Here is a 20,287-nt window from a genome sequence, read left to right on the forward strand (position 1 = left end):
GGCTTGAATTTTATAATTTTTCGTCAATGAATTGATATTCAGCATCAGTTAAATTAATGTTTAATGCTTTAACGTTACTTTTAACTTGTTCAGGTTTTTTAGCACCGGGAATCACAACAGAAATGTTAGGATTCTTGATGTACCAAGCAATTACGATTTGGGCAACTGTAGCATCGTATTTTTCAGCAATCGGACGAATTTCGTCAATTCCATCGATGATTTTTTCAAAGGTTGCACCTTGGAAATCAGGATCATCATGACGAATATCATCAGCTGGGAAAGTTGTTGCTTTAGTGTATTTACCAGTTAATAATCAGGAAGCAAGTGGGAAGAATGGTACAAAGGAAATATTGTCTTCTTTAAGGTATGCAAAACTTTCTTGTTCAGCATCACGATCAATTAAATTGTATTTTTCTTCATCAACATCAACTAAATTATAAAGGTTAGCTTGTTTAAGTTGTTCCATTGACATGTTTGAAACCCCAATGGCCCGAATTTTACCTTCTTTTTTCAATTCATTAAGGGCGGCTACTGATTCATTTAAAGGAGTTTTGCCGTCAGGAAAGTGAATGTAGAAGATATCTAAACAATCGGTCTGAAGGCGTTTTAAACTATCTTCAACGCAATCACGAAGGTAAGCAGGTGAATCATCAATTACAACACTTCCATCTGCTTCAACTTTTTGACAACCCTTAGTTGCAATTTGAATTTTTGAACGGTCGTAACCCTTAATTGCTTCACCAATTAATTTTTCAGATTCTCCCATTCCATAAGCAAACACCGTATCTAAGAGAGTAATTCCAGAATCTAAGGCAGTTTTAACAATTTCAATTCCAGTCGAGTTTTTAAGGTTGGGGAAAAGGTTATGACCACCAACCGCATTAGTTCCTAAGCCTAATGGTCCAGTAACTACATCTGATTTTCCAATTTTTACTTCTTGCATAAATATTCTCCTAATCTAATTCAGCTTTAATCGCTGGTTGTTGTAATAAATAGTTATAAATAATAATGGCTTGATTATGTTTCTGATCTTTAGCCCCATATAAAAGAATTACGTTTTGCTTTTTAAGCTTCTCTGCTACAAGATTAACAAATTCTTTAGTTGATGGATTTTGCTCAAGTTCAGCTAAATACTTGGTTTTAAATTCGGGAAAACGATCAGGAACGTGATTAAACCATTTTCTTAATTCAGTTGAGGGAGCAATTGATTTTTCCCAGTTGTCTAAGGTTGCTCTGATTTTTGAAATTCCACGTGGCCAAAGGCGGTCAACGAGAATTCGATAACCATTTAAATCGGCTGGTTTAGTGTAAATTCTTTCAAGTTTAAGTTTGATTTTGCCCACCACCTTATCTAAACTAAGCATACAACAATTAAATATCACTTACTAAAAATTAGTTTGCATCAATTAATCTTGCAATACTTGCCAAAAAGCATGGAACCAAAGGTCATCATAAAGACACCCCAATTACCTAATCCGCGACTAAGTAACTGGTTTGGATCAGTCCAGTTTAATGATAAAAGCCGCCAATCACGGGCAAAATAGTAAAGACAGCCAGCAATTTGGCTCAAAATAATTCCGGATAATAGTGGTAAAATTAGTTCAATTTTCAAACGAATAAAGAAGGCAATGGCGAGGCTTAAGATAATCGTTAAACTAATTTGAATGCCAGTTGCTAACCAAAATTTGATTTTTAAATAATGAGTAAACTTAATTGGGAAACTACGCATCATTTCAAAGTTTTCCCTGTCCAAAGAAATAATATTTCCTACAAGGGCATAAGCATTAAACGTCATGAATGAGAACATCACTCCTACCAAAAAGAACACACCAGCATATTCTAAGCCCAGGTGATGAATGAGATCTTTACTACCGTAACTAAACCCAAATAAAAAGATAAAAGGCATCATAATTGTATTCATGAGGACCTGGGTCATAAAAGATGGTTGGCGTAGTAGTTGTAAATTATAACGAATGAGGGTTTTACCAAGTGATTTTTGGACCACTGGGTGCGCTGGAGTCTTTCGCTTTTTGGTATATGAGCTTTTAATTTGCAAAAGGCCGCTATTGCTTAATTTGTTTAAAATGAACATTCCCCCAGTAGTAATGCCGATTAAAACTAGCAATGTGATCAGCTATGTCGCACTAAAGGGCTGCGTGATCAATTGGAAAATTGGTTTTAACGGACTGAGGACTGTTTGATCGGTAGTGTGAGGCTCGTTTTTGGTAATACTGAGAAGGATACATCCAATCACAATTGCAAGCGTGGAGACGCCTAAAAGCAGGCTATTTCCAATTTGTTTGTGAGTTTGAAAAATTCGATTTTGAGTAATTAAAAAGGTCAAAAGGAAAGTTAAAATAAAAATACTGCCAAGGTAAAAAATAAGGGTAAGCAAGGCGACGATAATCGCAAAAACCACGTTGTAATTGCTTTCATAAGCCGTCATGACAAAAACGGCTAGCACTGGAATAGCAAAGGGAATCATAGTAATGACAATCGTAATTAATTTGGCCGTCCACAACGTACCAATTTTTACGGGTAGGGATAAATAATTTTGCAGGTCTTGATTGTCCAAAAACACGTTGTTAATGGTGGAGATTAATTGGGACATTAATAAAAGACTAAATAAGGCTAGGAAATGAGTAAAAATTCCTGGAGCGTGAGATAAGTAAACTGAGAGCAGTGAAAAACTAAAGAGTACCATCAAAAGGAAGCCCGCTAAAACAGACCATAAAATCGTTGATTTAACAATTTGATTGATACTTTTACCTTTTTTTCGTTGGCGCTGGGTGCTACTAGGGTTGGAGTAGAACAAATTAACTTTAATGAGCTCGGTTAATTTTTTATTCAGCATGTGAATCACCTTCAAGTTGTTCAATTTCTGATTGATTATTTTTGCGATCAATCAGATTAAGATAAATTGTTTCCAGTGATTCCTTAGGATGTGCTTCTAAAAGGGATTTAACAGAACCATTAAAAATCATTTCACCATTTTTTAAAATAGCAATTTCATCACATAATTGTTGCGCAGTATCAAGCACGTGGGTCGAAAAATGACTGTTTTGCCTTGTTCTGCATGAGCTTTCATGATTTGTTTTAAATCGAAAGCTGCTTGAGGGTCTAATCCCTGAATTGGTTCGTCTAAAATCCAAACTTCGGGGTTAACCAGTAAGGTTCCAATAATAATGGTTTTTTCTCGCATTCCGTGTGACATATCCTGGATTGGTGTATCAAGATTGTCAGCTAAAGCAAACAAGTTTACCAGTTCATCCAGGCGTTTTTGCACGTCGGTAATTTTAATGTCGTAAATAGAAGCAATTAGATTCCAATATTCTTGAGCCGTTAATTGTAAAAAGATATCGGGAGAATCGGGGACGTAACCAATTTTTTGTTTAATTTCAGTTCGATGCTGAGTTAAATCTAATCCATCAAAGGAAATTTTTCCGGAAGTGGGTTCAATGATGCTGGTTAGACTTTTTAGCGTCGTTGATTTACCAGCACCGTTATGACCGAGAAAGCCAAATCTCACTAGGAAACGATAGAATCTTTTTAATCTGGTATAATTTACAAAGAGATTTTGAGAACTAGGAGGTTAAAAACATTGTGGGAAGTAAAGCCATTTAAAGAACTAAGTTTAGAAGAACTCTATGAAATTTACCGCGTCCGTTCCGATGTGTTTGTTGAAGAACAAAAAATCACAGAATCGGATCCAGACGAAAATGACAAGATTGCACTTCATGTCTTTGAAACGGATGGCAATCGAATTACCGCTTATGCTCGCATTTTTAGTGAGCAGCAATACGTTACTTTTGGACGTGTTTTGACAACCGGTCAAGTGCGTGGAACAGGAAAAGGGCGAGAATTGTTACAAGAAATTATGCGACAAATTAAACTTCATTTTCCAGGATTACCAATTGAAATTGAGGCTCAATTTTATGCCGTTGGTTATTATAAAAAAAGTGGATTCAAAACTTTCGGTAATCCCTTTATTGAAGCCGGAGTTAAACACATTAAAATGATTCATGATTCCATGCAAAAAGACTAGCATCTGAAAAACGGATGCTAGTCTTTTTATCTATTCATTTTCGTGTTTATAATCATTCAATAAGATTGTTTCTTCGTAGTTCACGTTTTGCCGTAACTTAAGTCCCATTCCAGGGCCAATGTGATTATTTTCAATCAAAACCTCGATGGCTTTTCGTTCTGCTTCAAGGGCTTGCATTCGAAGCGTAATTAATTGTCGTTCATATTCTTTTTCTTCGGCTTCAGAATCACCAAATGACTGTGCTTCTTGAATTTGTCTTGCATAATGAACAATTAAGAAGTGAACTGTTTGGGCAGAAAAATCTCTTTCGTCAATGTCCTTACTATTTAAGAATTTCTTTACGGCATTGATTGCACCTTGTGAGCCAACTTTTTGAATCAAACGTAAGTCTGATTTAGTTGCTTCACTTTCGGAACCATTCCATTGCCAAACTTTAATTGCTCGTATTAAGCGACTAAAGAAACTTAAGTGGGGCATATTTCGGAAAGTTTGACGATTTCCAGCTGCTTGAGATAACAGATATTCTTGTTGGTTTAATTGCCGACTTTTAATCCAATAAGAATCTTTGTTAATTAAACCTTTTTCGTAAAGGGTATTAACGGCATCGCGAATTCCATTTAAAGCAACTCGCCGTAAGGCTAACATTTCGTTTAGAGTTTGAGTTGTTTCTGCTCGATCGTGTAAACGATATTGGATTTTCCGAATGTCGACTTCATAATCAGTGATGATATCAAATACAGCCCGTTGGGTATCTTCGGTTTTGTTGTTTTCTAAGTTTGCAATCGCCGAGTTCATAAGATATAGACGAGCTACGTCATAAGATACGTATTCAGGAGCATCTTCATCGTTGTCTTCGTTTTCTTTTTCATCAATTACGGAAGCTCTGGTTTCTAAAGTTCCTTTACCAGGAGCGATTAGTGGCAAAGTGATGGTAGCAGCTACTAAACTGATGACAATTACTGATGCGGCAATGAAGAGCATTAATGAGCGATCTGGGAAGGCTTTTCCACCGTCGATAAAAGCTGGAACAGAAAGTACCCCAGCCATGGTAATGGCACCACGAACTCCAGATAACCCAGCAAGAAGAGCAACCGAAAATTTAGGTTTCTTGGGTTCCTTTTTTGTTACATAATAAGCGAATGATTGGTAACCAATAATCCAAACAACTCGGATGACTAAAATCATAAACCAGATTGCAAAAGCATAGCCTAATGAAGCAAATGTTCCGTAGATTTTACTTTTGAAGACCGCGTGCATGGCGACCGGTAATTCAATTCCAAGAACTAAGAATACAACTCCGTTTAAACAATAAATGATGATATCCCAAGTTCGGTTAGTTAATAAAGTAATTTCTGGAGTTTGTCCACGTACCTTTTTTTCGGAAAGGTGTTCAAAAATTCCGGCCGTTACTACGGCAATTACGCCTGAAGCATGGAGAAAATCTTCGGCGATAACGTAAATTACAAATGGAGTTAAAATTTGGAGAACAACACTAAAAATCGCATCATTGAAATTAATACTATGTAACCAATTTCTAAGCCAAATTAATCCGGCCATTAAAGCCATTCCAGCTAATAGTCCGACAATCGCCATGTAAACAAAGTCACCTGCTGCTTTAGAGATTGAAAAATAGCCAGTTACTACTGCTGCAATAGCGTATTTAAAGGCAATCAAACCACTGGCATCGTTAATTAAACTTTCACCACTAACCAAATGCAAAATATTTTTTGGTAATTTAACTCGTTTTGAGATTGATTGTACAGCAACTGGATCAGTTGGGGAAAGAATTGCAACAAGAGCAAAACTAACTCCTAATGGCATGCTAGGAACTAACCAACTAACAAAGAATCCACCTATAATTGTGGTTAAAAAAACTAATAAAATTGCATTTTCAAAAATTGGGCCACGTAATTTCCATAGTTCTTTTTTAGGAAAATCACGACCATCGTTAAATAGCAACGGGGCAACAAATAATAACATAAACCACGTTGTGTCAAGATCAATTTTAAATTTGAATAAGATTGCGATAATAACTCCAAATGCGACTTGTAACAAACTTACCGGAACAGCGGTAATGTAATGACTAGCCACATTGGAGACTAGAACTAGACCAAGCAGAATTAAGACTGCTTCCAATATCTCCATAAATATACCTCCAAAAGTAGTGTTTATCTTAATTATACCAACAAAGAGGGGTTATATAAATTAAAGCTGTGGGAATGATGGTTATAAGTACATAATTTAAAGGTAAGTGCTACAATCAAAATATAAAAAACAATAGGAGCGTGAATTATGAAAAAAGTTGCTTTAGTTACAGGTGCAGGTCAAGGAATTGGTGCAGCAATTGCTAAACGTTTGCATAAAGATGGTTTTGCAATTGCCTTGGTTGGAAGAACAGAATCTAAGGTTGAAAAAATTGCTAAAGAAATTCAAAATGATCATGGTGATGCCATTGCAATTGCTGCTGATGTAGCTGACCGTGATGCAGTATTTGCAGCAGTTGAAAAAGCTGCTAAACACTTTGGTGATTTTAATGTCATGGTAAATAATGCTGGAGTTGCTCCTACAACTCCAATTGATGAAGTGACTCCAGAAATTTTAGAAGATACTGAAAAGATCAACGTTGGTGGTACAATTTGGGGAATTCAAGCTGCTTCTAAAAAATTCAAAGAACTAGGTCACGGTGGTAAAATTATTAATGCTTCCTCACAGGCGGGAATGACTGGAAATCCTAATCTAACTGTTTATGGTTCTACTAAGTTTGCAATTCGCGGAATTACTGAAACAACTGCTCGTGAATTAGCTGATTTTGGAATTACTGTAAATGCTTACTGTCCTGGAATTGTAATTACTCCAATGATGAATGATATTGCCCAAAAAGTTGCTGATAATGCTGGTAAACCCTTTGAATGGGGAATGGAACAATTTGCAAAGGATATTGCTTTAAAACGCTTATCAAAACCAGAAGATGTTGCTGGATGTGTTTCTTATCTTGCAGGCCCAGATTCAGATTATATGACTGGTCAATCACTATTAATTGATGGTGGAATGGTCTTTAATTAGTCTAATTAATAAAATTTCATATTAAAAAAGAGCTTTAATACTTATAATAGTGTTGGAAGCTCTTTTTAATTTTTGCACTTATCTAACATTCAAAGTTGGTGATTACCCACGGGTTTTCGAAAAAGCACAATCAGTTAAATAATTTTAGGAGGTAAATTATTATTACTCAAACTGAAGAACTAATTAAAGAATACTCAAAAGATCCAGAATTTAAACGTTTTTATGATGAAGAAGCTTCTAAGACTGGGTTAGCCCTTGCAGTCAAATCATTAAGAGATCAATTTGGATTATCACAGGTTGAATTTGCTAAATTAGTGGGAAAAACCCAATCAATAATTTCAAGAATTGAAACAGGAGAAACGAATCCATCTTTCAAATTACTAAATGAAATAGCTGATAAGACAATTGAACTACTCCCACTTAGCTAAGCCTACGGCTTGACGCTTGAAGTGGGAGATTCTGGGAACATCGCATACTTACTCTACCGGTTCTAAGTGAACTTTCGAGCAGAGGTTACGACTATTGACCAAGGCCCGTCCCAGGCCTAAATAGCTTAATTATTGGGTAGCTAACCCCTTTTTCAGAATTACTTGAGCTGCATTGATATCGCGATCTAGGTGGGTCCCGCAGTTGGGACAATCCCATTCACGAACATCTAGCCATTCCGATTTATCTAAACCTAACCGATGGTTGCTTTTCCCACAGTTAATACAGATTTGACTAGTATATGCTGGATTAACCTGAATGAGTTTTTTACCGTACCAATCACATTTATACTGCAAGATACTAACTAGCTTAGACCAACTAGCGTTGGTAATCGCTCGAGCTAGTTTATGATTTTTCAACATGCCCTTAATGTTAAGTTTTTCTAGCACAATGATGTCATATTGTTTAACTAACTTGGTTGTGAACTTTTGTAACTGATCCAACCGTTGGTTGGCGATTTTTTGACGATATTTAGCAACCATGACACGAGCTTTTTGGTAGTTTTTGAAGTCGTCTAATTGCCGTGGAGCTAAGACCTTATTGTGATAATCCCAAGCAATGGCTTGTTTAGCTAATAGGTAGCGTCGACTGCGCAACTTTTCCCAATGGTGTAGCTTCTTCTTACGATACTTATCTTCAAAATGGTGAATTGGCTCTTTGTAACCGTCGGATAGATTAAGTAATGATTTTAATCCTAAATCACCACCAACGCGCTTACCAGTCTTAGCTAATGTTTGGTTTTCGCATTCAGTTAAAACGGTAATGTAGTATTGATTAGCAACAGTTAGGCGAACAGTAACGTTCTTGATTTTGCCTTGTGGCAAACGTCCTGATCGAAAGTAAACTACCCCTAATTTAGGCAACTTAATATGGTGATTGTCAATCACTTTAATGTTGTGGTTAACACATTTCGAGTTATAGCTCTGTGCATACTTTCGTGACTTAAAGTGTGGAAACTTATTTTGCCCTTTAAAAAAACGCTGAAAGGCGTCGGCTAGATTGCGATTAGCGCTTTGCAAGGATGTTGATTCTGCTTGCTTCAACCAGGGATATTCTTCTTTTAATCGTTTTAGAAGATTGTTCATGCCAAAGGCATTGACAAACTTGGCTTCTGGATTGTTCTTTTGCCGCTCAATTTGCATATTAAGCATCTGATTCCACACAAAACGAGCGCAACCGAAGGTTTGCATTAAACGGTCACGTTGCTCGGAATTAGGATATATACGCATTTTCACGGCTTTAAGAACCATTACTTTCTCCCTTGACTTTCAATGTACTTTTTTACTACTTCTAACGGTGCACCACCAGTACTAATTAAACAATAGCTTTGGGTCCAAAAAGCGGATTTCCACAACTGACGCTTAATTTCTGGAAATAGTTTCTTAACCATTCGAGAACTTGATGATTTATAAGCGTTCAGGAACTTAGCCATCTCCGTATGCGGTGTTGCGCGGAACAAGACATGAACATGGTCAATATCATGGTTCCACTCTTGAAGATTAATACCATAAGACTGACCAACTACTACAAAACGATGTTTCAGATACTCAGATATTTCATCGTTAATGACTTTACGCCGATATTTAACAACCATTACTAAATGATAATTGAGTAGATATACTGAGTGCTGATTTCTATCTAATTCCATTGTTATCACCACGATTCTTTAACATATACTAAATATACCATAGCGCAAAAGAAAAAGCACTATCGTGCTTTAAGGAGGCGATTCATCCCCCACTTGTCGAAGTGGGGGTATTCTCGCCAATTATGGATAAAAAAATTGAGATTAAATTTGTATAGCAAAAAAGAGCCTACCATTACTTGCGTTAAGCAACAATGGGGCTCTTTTAATTTCCAACTTTGAGGTATGGACTCACCTATAATCAAATCATTACGATCCCCTCAACACCGAAAGGGCAACTACTAAAGCACAAATTAAAAACAAACAAAAACAGTAAATTTTATCAAATAAGTTATAAGTCATTTTTTGGCTAGGAGATGGATTTTTTACGAATACATATACAGCCGCTTCTACCATTAGGCAAAATAACATCATTAATACTAAAGCCGCAGCAATCATTTCTTTCATTTCCATTCCCCCATTCGAATTATCATATAAGTACATTATAGTATGAAACAAAAAAGAGCGGTAAGAAAACCGCTCTTTTTAATTGAATTTTATTTAATTTTTATAAATTTTCGTTGATTTCTTCATCAGTGTTAACATCTGATTCATCAAGAGCTGAGTCAGCGTGCTTCATGCCATAAGCAAAGTAGATGATTACTCCAACTACAAACCAAACGATTGAGTAAAGTTTTGCCTGGACATCAAGTCCCATGAAAATGGTAAGTGATCCAAGGAAACCAAGAATTGGAAGAACAGGGAAGAAGGGTTGTTTGTAAGCAGCCTTAGGAAGATCCTTTCCTTCACGTTTTCTCAATGGATACATTGCAAGTGAAACTGCCATGAAGGCGATTAAGGTTCCAGCAGAAATCAATTGAGCCAAGAAAGTGAATGGGAAGACAGCTCCCATTACAACTCCAACAGCAGTGATGATCCAAAGAGCATTTTGTGGGATTTTTTTCTTATTTAGTTTACCCATTGATTTTGGAAGCATTTTATCACGACCAAATGAGTAAATTAAACGTGATCCAGCCATCATCATTCCAATCAAGGCTACCAACATTCCAGCAACGGCAATTGCTTGCACAATGGATGCAATAATTACGTGACCTTGTTGACGAAGAGCCCAACCAACTGGTTCAGCATTACCAAGGTAAGCTGAGTATTTAAACATTCCCACCATAACTAGAGAAACAGCTACGAAGAAGACCGTTCCGATTAAAAGAGAACCGATGATTCCAAGAGGCATTGTTTTTTGAGGATCTTTAGCTTCGGCAGAGTTAGCAGCAATTGAATCAAAACCAATGTATGAAAGGAAAATGGTTGAGATTCCGGCATAAATTCCAGACCAGCCACCAACAAATTGGGTACCATCAGAAAGGGCATGTGGCTTAGGGAAGAATGGAACATAATTTTGGGCTTTGATAGCAGTTGCACCAACCACTACAAAAGTGATGATAGCAAGAAGTTTCAAAACAACCAAGACGTTGGCAACTTTAGTAGTTCCAGCATCACCACGAAGTAAGATAAACGTAACTAAAGCTACGACAACCACCGCAATGATATCAATGACACCACCGTTTGTTCCAAGTGGAAAAGCGAAAGCGTTTGGAATTTTCCAACCTAATGGGGAAATTAATCCTTGCACATTAGCCGACAATCCAGCAGCAACGAAGGCCACCGCGATTAGGTATTCGGCAAGTAGCGCCCAACCAACAATCCAACCCCAGAATTTACCGAATAGTACGGAAATCCAAGAATAAGCGGATCCAGCAAATGGAAGCACTGAAGCCATTTCAGCGTAGTTCATTGCTACCAAACCAGCAGCTACGGCGGCTAGTAAGAACGAAATAACTACGGCTGGTCCGGTAAATTTAGCAGCAACTAATCCAGGTAGGGTAAAGATTGAGGTTGAAAGAATGGTCCCTAGCCCTAAAGCTAAGAAGTCTTTTACTGTCATGGTCTTTTTCAGTTGCTTATCTTTTGATGCGTAAAAATGAAAGTCGACTTTCTCATTCATTTTTTTGAAAATGTTTTTCATGTCATACTCCTTTAAATATTACCAGCCCATTGGTTTAGCTGGTGGTAGTTTTCCATCATTTAATTCTTGCATTGCTTGTTCTATGATACTAAAAGCCTTGTTTAAATCAGTTTCTTTAATTACCAATGGTGGTTGGAAACGTAAGATGTTTCCGCGCACCGTAATCATTAAAGCTCCTAATTCAAAGATTTGTGTGATTAATTGGGTAGCGGCGTCATCGTCTGCTTTTCCAGTTGCTGGATCCACAATATCAATGCCACCATTTAACCCATAAATGCGCACATCTCCAATAAAATCAAATTTATCTTTCATTTTATCAAAAAAAGCCTTAGCTTGCTTGCCTAATTTGGCACTTCGTTCAACTAAGTGTTCGTTTTCAATCACATCAAGGGTAGCATTTGCCGAAGCAGTCGTCACTGGATTACCCGCTGTGGTACACATTTCCGGGAGCGCTCAAGGCATCCATCACTTCAGCTCGTCCTAGAACAGCACTAAGTGGAAGTCCTGAGGCAATTGATTTACCAACCGCAATCAAGTCCGGATGAACATCAGGAAAATGTTGAATGGACCACATTTTGCCACTCCGCCCTAAGCCTTGGTTAACTTCATCGACAGCAAATAAAATTCCATGTTCTTTAGCAAATTGATAAACTTTGTTGAGATAACGTTCAGGTGCTTTAATAAAACCACTATCACCTTGAATTGCTTCAATTTCAATTAAAGCCGTTTCGTCAGCAGGTAAGTAGGTTTCAAATGGTAATTTAAAAGCGTCAAACATGCGATCAGAAAAATCATCATCGCTTTCGTTCGGTAACCGATACCAAGGACTAGGAAATGGCACTTTCACAACTCCGGGTAATAATAGACCAATCTTGCGGGTCATGTTTAAACTAACGCCAGAAGTTGAAATGGAACCATAGGTTGAACCATGATAAGCACCAGTGAAACTGACAATGTATTGGCGACCAGTATAAGCACGAGCAAATTTGATAATGTCATTGTTTGCGTCAGACCCAGAATTTCCGTAAGCAACTTTTACAGGTCCGTTGATGGGAGCTAATTTAGCTAAACGAGGAGTTAATTTTGCTTCTGGTCCGTTAGCAAAGTAGGCAGGCGTATATTGGATTAATTGTTCTGCTTGTTGCTTGATTGCTTCCACAACGTGCGGATGACAATGGCCAGTATTAGTGGCTGAAGCACTTGAAAGTAAATCAATGTATTGATGATCATCTTTGTCAGTTAAAATGGTACCTTTACCAGATTTGATAACGATATCAAAATATTTAATTCGAGCTGCTTTCGCGTAATGTTGTTGTTCTTGATCTAAGATTTCTTGATTTGACATAGTATAAACTCCCTTTGCTTAAGATTTATTTAAGTTTTTTAAAATGTAAAGCGAATGAAAATTAATGTCAATGCTAAATTTTCGGATTTAGGTAAATAAAAAGACAATCACGTTTATTAATGATTGTCTTTTACTATTTAATTAGAAAATTTATGATTAATTAGCCAAAGGTCTACTAAAAGGATAGCGGTATAAATGGCACCACCAAATCCTAAGAAAGGCATTCCAATTGAGTTTACGATGATACCACCAGTGGCAGAACCAACTGCGATTCCGACATTGGTAAAAATTGGATTAAAGGAAGATGCAAGTACTAATGAGTGTGGATACTTAACTTCTGCAATGTGCATATAGAAGAGTTGGGTAGTTGCTCCCGCAAGTGTAAGGGTAAAGCCCAAAATGATAATTAGGACTAAATCAATTGTTGAAACTTTGAAAAAAATTGAAATACCTAGTAAAACAATTTCTTGAAGAATGTAAAATTTAAAAATCCGTTTCATTCCGTCACGAGATGCTAAACGACCGGCAACTTGGTTTCCAATTAAACTTGCAATCCCATAAATAATTAAGAAAACCGTGACAAAATCGATGCTGTAACCGAATGAATTAGTTAACATTGGCGTCACGTAAGTATAGACAACATATCCACCACCTGTCATTAAAACAGGAACAAAAATTCCTAAGAGAATCAATTTGTCTTTGAAAATTTTAAATTGATCAGTAAAGTGGTCCACTTTCTTTTGGCGTAAGTCGTGGGGTAATGCAATCACGAAGGCGATTAAAATTAAAAAACTTAAGGCCGCAATAATCCAGAAAGTAATGTGCCAACCAACTTGATTACTTAACCATGTTCCAGTTGGAACTCCAAAAACTGATGCGATACTAAAACCAGAAAAGACCCAGGATACAATCCAAGCTCGCTTGTTGGGTGGAGTGATATAAGTCGCAAATGTAATTGCAATGGAAATGGTAATTCCAGATACAAGGGCGGTAATAACACGAGAAATGGTTAAGACAAAAAAGTTAGGGGAAACAGCAGATAATATATTTCCAAAAATAAAAATCGATAAGATTAATACCATAACTTTATCTAAACGGCGTTCACCAACCATTAGGGATAGAATCGGTGTTGAAACTGCATAAACTCCCGCAAAAATAGTGGTTAATAATCCAGCTGTCGAAATTTCTACGTGAAAATTATCAGCGATATCTCCTAAAATTCCCACGATAATAAATTCACTCATCCCTAACATGAAGGCAATCGCGATGAGAATTAGGGTTTGTATTTTAAAACTTTTCATAAATAACTCCTTTTAAGTTGATTATGATTGAGTGTGATGAGTTAAGACCCAAAGAATTACCAATAAAATGGCAGTATAAATGGCACCACCAATTACTAAAAATTGGATTAAACGTTGAAGCTAAAACAAGTGATTGAGGATATTTTTCTTCCGCAATGTGCATGTAAAATAGCTGACATGTTGCTCCAGCTAGATAAATGGTAAATCCTAGTAAAATAATCAAAACTAAATCAATGATTGGCATTTTAAAGAAGACAGAAATGCCTAAAAGGGCGAGTATTTGTACTATGTAAAATTTGAAAATCCGTTGGAAACCGTTTTTCGAGGCTAAACGACCAGCAGTCTGATTACTCATGAGGGAAGCAATTCCATAAATGACCAGGTAAATGGTTACGAAGTTAATGCTGTAGCCAAATGAATCAGTCAAAATAGGAGTGATGTAAGTATAAATGATGTAAACCGAACCCAATGAAAGTACAGGCACGAAAATTCCTAACAGGATGCGTTTATCAGTTAGAATTTTAAATTGATCAGTAAAATGTTCTACTTTTTTCTGTTTGAGATCATGTGGAAGTGCTAATTGAAAGGCAACGAGCACCAGTGTTGAAAGAATGGCAATAATCCAGAAAGTTAGTCGCCAACCAACTTTACTACTTAACCACGTTCCGGTTGGAACCCCAAAGACTGAGGCAATACTAAATCCCGAAAATACCCAGGACACAATCCAAGCTTGTTTGGCTTTTGGTGTAATAAAGGTAGCAAAGGTGATTGCAATTGAAATGGTAATTCCAGCAACCAATGCGGTAATAATTCTGGAGAGTATCAGCACAAAAAAGGTTGGGGCAATCGCTGATAAAATGTTACCAAAGATAAAAACCGCCATTGTAAGGCCAATTACTCGATTAAGTCGATGTTCCCCAACTAATAAAGATAGAATCGGAGTCGAAATTCCCGCTGCCAGTTGTGCTTGGGAGATACGCCGTTCCTTACGTAGTTTTTTAATTAATTCTCCATTAGTCATAGTGGCACTCTTTCCTTTTAAATCAGTCTGTAAAATGAATTATGACGAAAAGCTTTACATAATGATACTCCTTCACTTCTGTGCATGTAAACTATGGGCAACGGAGGATGAAAATCATGAAAAGTACATTATTACAGCAAAAACAATTTAGAAATTTCTTCATCTCAGACATCATTTCTGGGTTTGGAGTAGGACTTACGACTGTCGGCGCTAACTGGTATGTATTGGAGCAAACCAATTCCGATAGCATCGTGGGAACCTTTTTAGCGATTAACGTATTAGCAGGCTTTTTGATTTCGCCAATTGCGGGTTATGTAACTGATAAATTCACTCGCAGAAACGTAATTATTGGGACCTTTTTAATTCGGGCCGTTCCACTGGAAATCATCGACTAGTTTTGTTTCTTGGAATTTTATCGGTTTTACCATTGTTGGTAACCCAGATATTTAACGTTTCGATGCCGGGGTATATTAGTCATATCTTGCATGTTAGCAGCGTTAGTTATGGAATTACAGATATGTTTTACGGAATTGGTGTTTTAGTCGCAGGTTTAATTACGGCAAAATTATTAGAAAAGATGACAAAGAAAAATTTATTAATCGATTTTTTCTTAATTGCTAGTCTCGCTTTGTTGGCATTATTTATTTTTAAACTAAACTTGTTGACGTTTGCGGCCACATTTTTAATCGTTCTGAATATGCACGACTTGGTGGTAAGGATTTCTATTCAGTTGATGTGTTGCCACGTAGTTTGGGCAGTGAAGCGATTCGATTATTGTTTAACGATCAGCGCTCTGTCCTGGAGCAAACTAAGGCAACAAGCGTGATTGTGCCGTACCGTTTACCTGAATTTTGTGATGAGACGTGGTGAATTAAAATAATATTGCACGAAAGGCGCATGTCTCAAAAATGACACTTAGCCATGTAATTAATCATCCAGATCAAGTATCACCTGAACTGATGGTGTGAGTACAACATGCAATAAAAAAAGACCGTTGACTATCTGCCAAATCAAGTCGTACGGTCATTAGTCAACCAACGCCATTATGTCATTCGTTTCTTACTTTTAGAAGATGTTACAACAGTTGAACCGAATTATTGATTCGTTTAGCTATAATTTACTACAAAAAGGTTAGACACTGAAAATTAGCTTAGATATTACGGCAGAGACACAATCTATTGACGTGAATAATCGAGCAGGCATTGAATAAACGACTGAATATATGTGCCGGCAGGGATATCGTGATATTTATTATATTGTTTTATCGTTAGATTAGTATTGAACTTAATGCACAATTTCTAATTGCCGACTACGATTATCCGTGCGAGCGATTAGATTGCACTTGTTGTGTTAAGTGCGGTTCAGCCGAAATTAAACACCCATAAGACAAGTGTTTGCCTTAATTGTTGAAAAAATTGTCGCACAAATTATTTCTTAAATTGAATCAAAAAACGATAGAATTAGGAAATACCAGCATTTCAGCAGCTATAGCTGTTCGATAAAAAATAAATTTGCATAATGTTATCGTTAATATTACGCAAACGCTTCCATTAATTATCCAAATGTTCTATACTATAAGCGTTACATATATTGGTGCATGATTAGAGCAAATCAGTTATGTTTCAAAAAATTATGGAGGAATTAATTATGGTAGATAAGAAAAAAGGGCAGGGGTTGCCAAACTTGCCGCTAAGCACCATTTGGATGCTAAGTTTTGGATTTTTGGGCGTGCAGATGGCATTTTCATTGCAGAGTTCCCAAATGGGACGTATTTTTCAGACCTTGGGTGCTGATCCCACTAAGTTAGGAGCTTTCTTCATCCTACCACCATTGGCAGGGTTGTTTGTTCAACCACTAGTTGGTTATTTTTCAGATCGCACTTGGACAAAACGCTTTGGTCGTCGAATGCCTTACCTATTGGGTGGCGCTTCTGTGGCAGCTATTGTGATGTTCTTGTTGCCTAATTCAGGTAGTTTTGGTTTTTCAACTGTTGCCGGTTTGTGGTTTGGAGCAATCACAATTTTGTTCATGGATTTGAGTTCTAATGTTGCAATGCAACCCTTCAAGATGGTTGTGGGTGACATGGTTAATGAAGACCAAAAATCATACGCGTACTCAATTCAAAGTTTCTTGTCTAATACAGGGTCTGTCCTTGCAACAATTTTTCCATTCTTGTTGACAGCGATTGGTGTTGCTAATACAGCACCTAAAGGTCAGGTTCCAGCTTCTGTGACTATTTCATTCTATGTTGGTGCGTTAATCTTAGTTATCTTTTCACTAATTGCAGTCTTTAACGTGAAAGAATACGATGATGCCACTTATGAGTTATATCATGGCTATGCTTTGAATACACCAAATGATGGTGAAGGTGGCTTCTTGACTTTGTTAAAGCGTGCGCCAAAAACATTTTGGATGGTTACTTTGACTCAGTTCTTCTGCTGGATGGCATTCCAATATTTGTGGACATATGGTGCTGGTACTGTGGCAGACAATATTTTCCATGCAACTAATCCAACATCGGCTGGGTATCAGAATGGTGGTAATTGGTTTGGTATCTTGTCAGCGGTTTATGCTATTGCGGCCGTCGTGTGGTCACTAGTCTTATCAAAAATTCCAGCAACTAAAAACAAAACGGGTTATGCTTTGTCACTCTTTTTAGGGGCAATTGGTTTCACATCGGTATTCTTTATTCACTCACAGTATTTGTTGATTGGTTCATTTATTTTAATCGGTATTTCATGGGCAGGTATGATGGCATACCCATTCATTATGGTAACCAACGCATTGCCTGGTGATCACATGGGTACGTATCTAGGATTGTTTAACGGTTCAGTTTGCTTGCCGCAAATTGTAGCTTCGGTTGCTAGTTTTGCACTATTTCCTGCACTTGGTTCACATTTCCCATCAATGATCTTAGTATCCGGAATCTTAATGTTAATTGGTGCTGTTAGTGTTGGGTTTATCAAGGAAATTCACAGTAATCCAGTAAATGCACAATAATGGCTAACGTTTCGGCGTAATATGTGCGATCAGTCGTCGTAGATATTAGCGCTGAAGCTAAGTATTCGAAAAATGAAAGAGGTAGAAAGTCTTATGAAACGAATTTTTGAAGTTGATCCTTGGAAAGTTACATCACATGATTTGAATCCCGAAGATAAACGTCTCCAAGAATCTATGACGAGTTTGGGTAACGAATACATGGGCATGCGTGGCATGTTTGAAGAAGTCTATTCCGGTGACACACATCAAGGAATTTACGTTGGTGGTGTTTGGTTCCCAGATAAAACACGTGTCGGTTGGTGGAAAAATGGTTATCCGCTTTACTTTGGAAAAGCTATCAATGCGCTAAACTATGTCAAAGCAGACATTTACGTTGATGGTAATCAAGTTGATCTAGCTAAAAATGATGTGACTGATTTTGAAGTATCATTGGATATGAAAAATGGTGTTTTGAATCGAACGTTTACTGTGTTTGGCGTAACGTTTAAAATCACGCGCTTAGTTTCAGCAGCAGTGAAGGAATTGGCAGATATTCACTATGAGTTATCATCTGCTGATGGTCAAACGCACACAATTCGTTTTGATGCTAGTATCGACGCTGACGTTGTCAATGAAGATTCAAATTATGATGAAAAGTTTTGGCAAGTTTTGGACGCAGGTAATGAGACTAATTCATCATTTATCGCTACGCAAACAATTGAAAATCCGTTTGGTGTGCCACAATTTACAGTTGTTGCCCGTCAGAGCTTTGTTGGCGGTGAAAAGCATGGTGCGAACCGCTCTGAAAAAGAAGTGACTGATAACTTTGACATTGAAGTACCAGCTAAAGGTTCAGTTAGTTTTGAAAAGCGCGTGATTGTGACAACTTCGCGTGATTATGATAGCCTAGCTCAAGTGATTAAAGCAGGTGAGACATTAACTGCGGACCTTGCCGCACAAAAATACGACGACATATACACAGCACATGCACAAGAATGGGCTAATCGTTGGGAAAAAGCTGATGTTCAAATTGAAGGAGATAATGCGGCACAGCAAGGTATTCGCTTCAACTTATTCCAGTTATTCTCAACTTACTATGGTAATGATCCACGTTTGAATATCGGACCAAAAGGTTTCACTGGCGAGAAGTACGGTGGTGCCACGTATTGGGACACCGAAGCATTTGCTATTCCTGTTTACCTTGGTGTTGCTGATCCGTCTGTGACCCGTTCATTGCTACAATATCGTTTTGATCAGTTGGATGGTGCATTCCACAATGCCAAAGAACAAGGCTTAAAAGGTGCTTTGTACCCAATGGTGACCTTTGATGGTATTGAGTCACACAACGAGTGGGAAATTACTTTTGAAGAAATTCACCGTAATTCGACAATTGCTTATGCGATTTATAATTATACAAACATCACGGGAGATCACTCATGGCTTGACGGTGACGGCGCACAAGTTTTGTATAATATCGCACGTTTCTGGGCAGATCGTGTCCACTATTCTGCCCGAAACGATAAGTACATGATTCATGGTGTCACGGGTCCCAACGAGTATGAAAACAATGTTAATAACAATTTCTATACAAATTGGATGGCAAAATGGGTTTTGCAATACTCCCTTGAACACTACAGTGAAATTAATGCTGATGAAAAAGCTAAGTTGGCTTTGACGGATGAAGAATTAGCAAAGTGGCAAGAAATTGTTGATAAAATGTATTTGCCAGAGGCTGATGTTGAAACCAAGACAGGTAAAAAACATATCTTTGTTCAACATGATACATTCTTGGATAAAGACTTGACACCAATTGCTGATATGCCACAAGACATTCGACCAATTAACCAACACTGGTCATGGGATCGCATCTTGCGCTCGCCATATATTAAGCAAGCTGATACATTACAGGCCATGTTCTATTTCCCAGACGCATTTACAGAAGAAGAAAAGCGTAACAACTTTGAATTCTATGAACCATTTACAGTGCATGAGTCATCATTGTCGCCATCTGTTCACTCAATTTTGGCTGCTGACTTACACATGGAAGATAAAGCAGTTGAATTGTACGAACGTGCGGCCCGTTTGGACTTAGATAATTATAATAATGACACGTCAGATGGTTTGCATATAACCGCTATGACAGGCTCATGGTTAGCGATTGTGCAAGGATTTGCTGGCATGCGTGTTCGTGATGGCAAACTCTACTTGAAGCCATTCTTGCCAAAGAAATGGACAAAATATGCTTTCCGTTTGGTATTCCGCGGTCATGTTTTGGAAGTGTCAGTCGATGGTCAAGGTGCACATGTTGACTTGATTTCAGGTGAACCATTAGTGATTAACCTATCAGGGCAAGATGTCGAATTGACAAAGTAATAAGCA

17 protein-coding genes and 4 pseudogenes are annotated in these 20,287 nt (G+C 37.5%); 8 read left to right on the forward strand and 13 right to left on the reverse strand.

Features of this window, described 5'->3' with window-relative positions:
* Positions 1-10 precede the first annotated feature (10 nt).
* The 5 genes and pseudogenes from PY770_RS00665 to PY770_RS00685 form a co-directional block, all read right to left on the reverse strand.
* Positions 11-943: pseudogene (locus tag PY770_RS00665) on the reverse strand (aldo/keto reductase).
* Between the two features lie 10 nt (positions 944-953).
* Positions 954-1,334, reverse strand: coding sequence for a DUF488 domain-containing protein (locus PY770_RS00670; protein WP_041818010.1), 381 nt, complete (start codon positions 1,332-1,334; stop codon positions 954-956).
* Between the two features lie 68 nt (positions 1,335-1,402).
* The gene (locus PY770_RS00675) at positions 1,403-2,125 is read right to left on the reverse strand and encodes a hypothetical protein (RefSeq protein ID WP_275045962.1); all 723 of its coding nucleotides are present in this window, start codon (positions 2,123-2,125) and stop codon (positions 1,403-1,405) included.
* A 9-nt stretch (positions 2,126-2,134) separates the two neighbouring features.
* Positions 2,135-2,854: a hypothetical protein gene (locus PY770_RS00680; RefSeq protein ID WP_275045963.1), complete on the reverse strand. Its 720-nt coding sequence runs from the start codon at positions 2,852-2,854 to the stop codon at positions 2,135-2,137.
* A pseudogene (locus tag PY770_RS00685) lies at positions 2,844-3,523 on the reverse strand (ABC transporter ATP-binding protein); the annotation flags it as partial. The gene PY770_RS00680 and the pseudogene PY770_RS00685, both read right to left, overlap by 11 nt.
* Before the next feature lie 78 nt (positions 3,524-3,601).
* Between PY770_RS00685 and PY770_RS00690 the strand changes: the two are divergent.
* Positions 3,602-4,045 carry a GNAT family N-acetyltransferase gene (locus tag PY770_RS00690; protein WP_163601222.1) on the forward strand — a complete coding sequence of 148 codons (444 nt, stop codon included), beginning with the start codon at positions 3,602-3,604 and terminating at the stop codon, positions 4,043-4,045.
* A gap of 30 nt (positions 4,046-4,075) precedes the next feature.
* On the opposite strand, the gene PY770_RS00695 is transcribed toward PY770_RS00690, so the two are convergent.
* Complete coding sequence (locus tag PY770_RS00695; RefSeq protein ID WP_103428666.1) at positions 4,076-6,190, reverse strand: cation:proton antiporter; 2,115 nt, start codon at positions 6,188-6,190, stop codon at positions 4,076-4,078.
* A 144-nt stretch (positions 6,191-6,334) separates the two neighbouring features.
* Here PY770_RS00695 and PY770_RS00700 point away from each other — a divergent pair, with 144 nt between their 5' ends.
* A complete protein-coding gene (locus PY770_RS00700; protein ID WP_225361251.1) occupies positions 6,335-7,108 on the forward strand; it encodes a (S)-acetoin forming diacetyl reductase in 774 nt (257 codons plus the stop codon).
* A 182-nt stretch (positions 7,109-7,290) separates the two neighbouring features.
* Positions 7,291-7,536 (forward strand): helix-turn-helix transcriptional regulator, encoded by a 246-nt coding sequence (locus PY770_RS07145; RefSeq protein ID WP_225362388.1) that lies wholly within the window; start codon positions 7,291-7,293, stop codon positions 7,534-7,536.
* A gap of 129 nt (positions 7,537-7,665) precedes the next feature.
* Here PY770_RS07145 and PY770_RS00705 read toward each other — a convergent pair whose 3' ends face one another.
* From PY770_RS00705 to PY770_RS00735, 7 genes and pseudogenes are all read right to left on the reverse strand, one after another.
* A complete protein-coding gene (locus tag PY770_RS00705; RefSeq protein WP_275045964.1) occupies positions 7,666-8,844 on the reverse strand; it encodes an RNA-guided endonuclease TnpB family protein in 1,179 nt (392 codons plus the stop codon).
* Entirely contained in the window at positions 8,844-9,242 is a 399-nt protein-coding gene (gene tnpA, locus PY770_RS00710; protein ID WP_014081459.1) for an IS200/IS605 family transposase, read from the reverse strand. The genes PY770_RS00705 and tnpA overlap by 1 nt, the downstream gene beginning before the upstream one ends.
* Before the next feature lie 246 nt (positions 9,243-9,488).
* Positions 9,489-9,686 (reverse strand): hypothetical protein, encoded by a 198-nt coding sequence (locus PY770_RS00715; RefSeq protein WP_014081484.1) that lies wholly within the window; start codon positions 9,684-9,686, stop codon positions 9,489-9,491.
* Between the two features lie 100 nt (positions 9,687-9,786).
* Positions 9,787-11,262: an APC family permease gene (locus PY770_RS00720; RefSeq protein ID WP_163601124.1), complete on the reverse strand. Its 1,476-nt coding sequence runs from the start codon at positions 11,260-11,262 to the stop codon at positions 9,787-9,789.
* Positions 11,263-11,280: 18 nt separating this feature from the next.
* Positions 11,281-12,607, reverse strand: a pseudogene (locus PY770_RS00725) (aspartate aminotransferase family protein).
* 137 nt (positions 12,608-12,744) lie between these two features.
* Positions 12,745-13,908, reverse strand: coding sequence for an MFS transporter (locus tag PY770_RS00730; protein ID WP_103428645.1), 1,164 nt, complete (start codon positions 13,906-13,908; stop codon positions 12,745-12,747).
* Entirely contained in the window at positions 13,895-14,929 is a 1,035-nt protein-coding gene (locus tag PY770_RS00735; protein WP_163601123.1) for an MFS transporter, read from the reverse strand. The genes PY770_RS00730 and PY770_RS00735 overlap by 14 nt, the downstream gene beginning before the upstream one ends.
* 116 nt (positions 14,930-15,045) lie before the next feature.
* Here PY770_RS00735 and PY770_RS00740 point away from each other — a divergent pair, with 116 nt between their 5' ends.
* The 5 genes and pseudogenes from PY770_RS00740 (at position 15,046) to PY770_RS00755 (ending at position 20,281) form a co-directional block, all read left to right on the forward strand.
* Positions 15,046-15,324 carry an MFS transporter gene (locus PY770_RS00740; protein WP_163601122.1) on the forward strand — a complete coding sequence of 93 codons (279 nt, stop codon included), beginning with the start codon at positions 15,046-15,048 and terminating at the stop codon, positions 15,322-15,324.
* Between the two features lie 286 nt (positions 15,325-15,610).
* A pseudogene (locus PY770_RS07130) lies at positions 15,611-15,799 on the forward strand (transcriptional regulator); the annotation flags it as partial.
* An 11-nt stretch (positions 15,800-15,810) separates the two neighbouring features.
* Positions 15,811-15,897: a LacI family DNA-binding transcriptional regulator gene (locus tag PY770_RS00745; protein WP_395433278.1), complete on the forward strand. Its 87-nt coding sequence runs from the start codon at positions 15,811-15,813 to the stop codon at positions 15,895-15,897.
* Positions 15,898-16,576: 679 nt separating this feature from the next.
* Positions 16,577-17,929, forward strand: a complete 1,353-nt coding sequence (locus PY770_RS00750) for an SLC45 family MFS transporter (protein WP_163601121.1) — start codon at positions 16,577-16,579, stop codon at positions 17,927-17,929.
* Positions 17,930-18,022: 93 nt separating this feature from the next.
* On the forward strand, positions 18,023-20,281 hold the full coding sequence (locus tag PY770_RS00755) for a glycoside hydrolase family 65 protein (RefSeq protein WP_163601120.1): 2,259 nt from the start codon (positions 18,023-18,025) through the stop codon (positions 20,279-20,281).
* Positions 20,282-20,287 lie beyond the last annotated feature (6 nt).

The sequence above is a fragment of the Fructilactobacillus sanfranciscensis genome, assembly GCF_029023685.1.
Lineage (GTDB): Bacteria > Bacillota > Bacilli > Lactobacillales > Lactobacillaceae > Fructilactobacillus > Fructilactobacillus sanfranciscensis.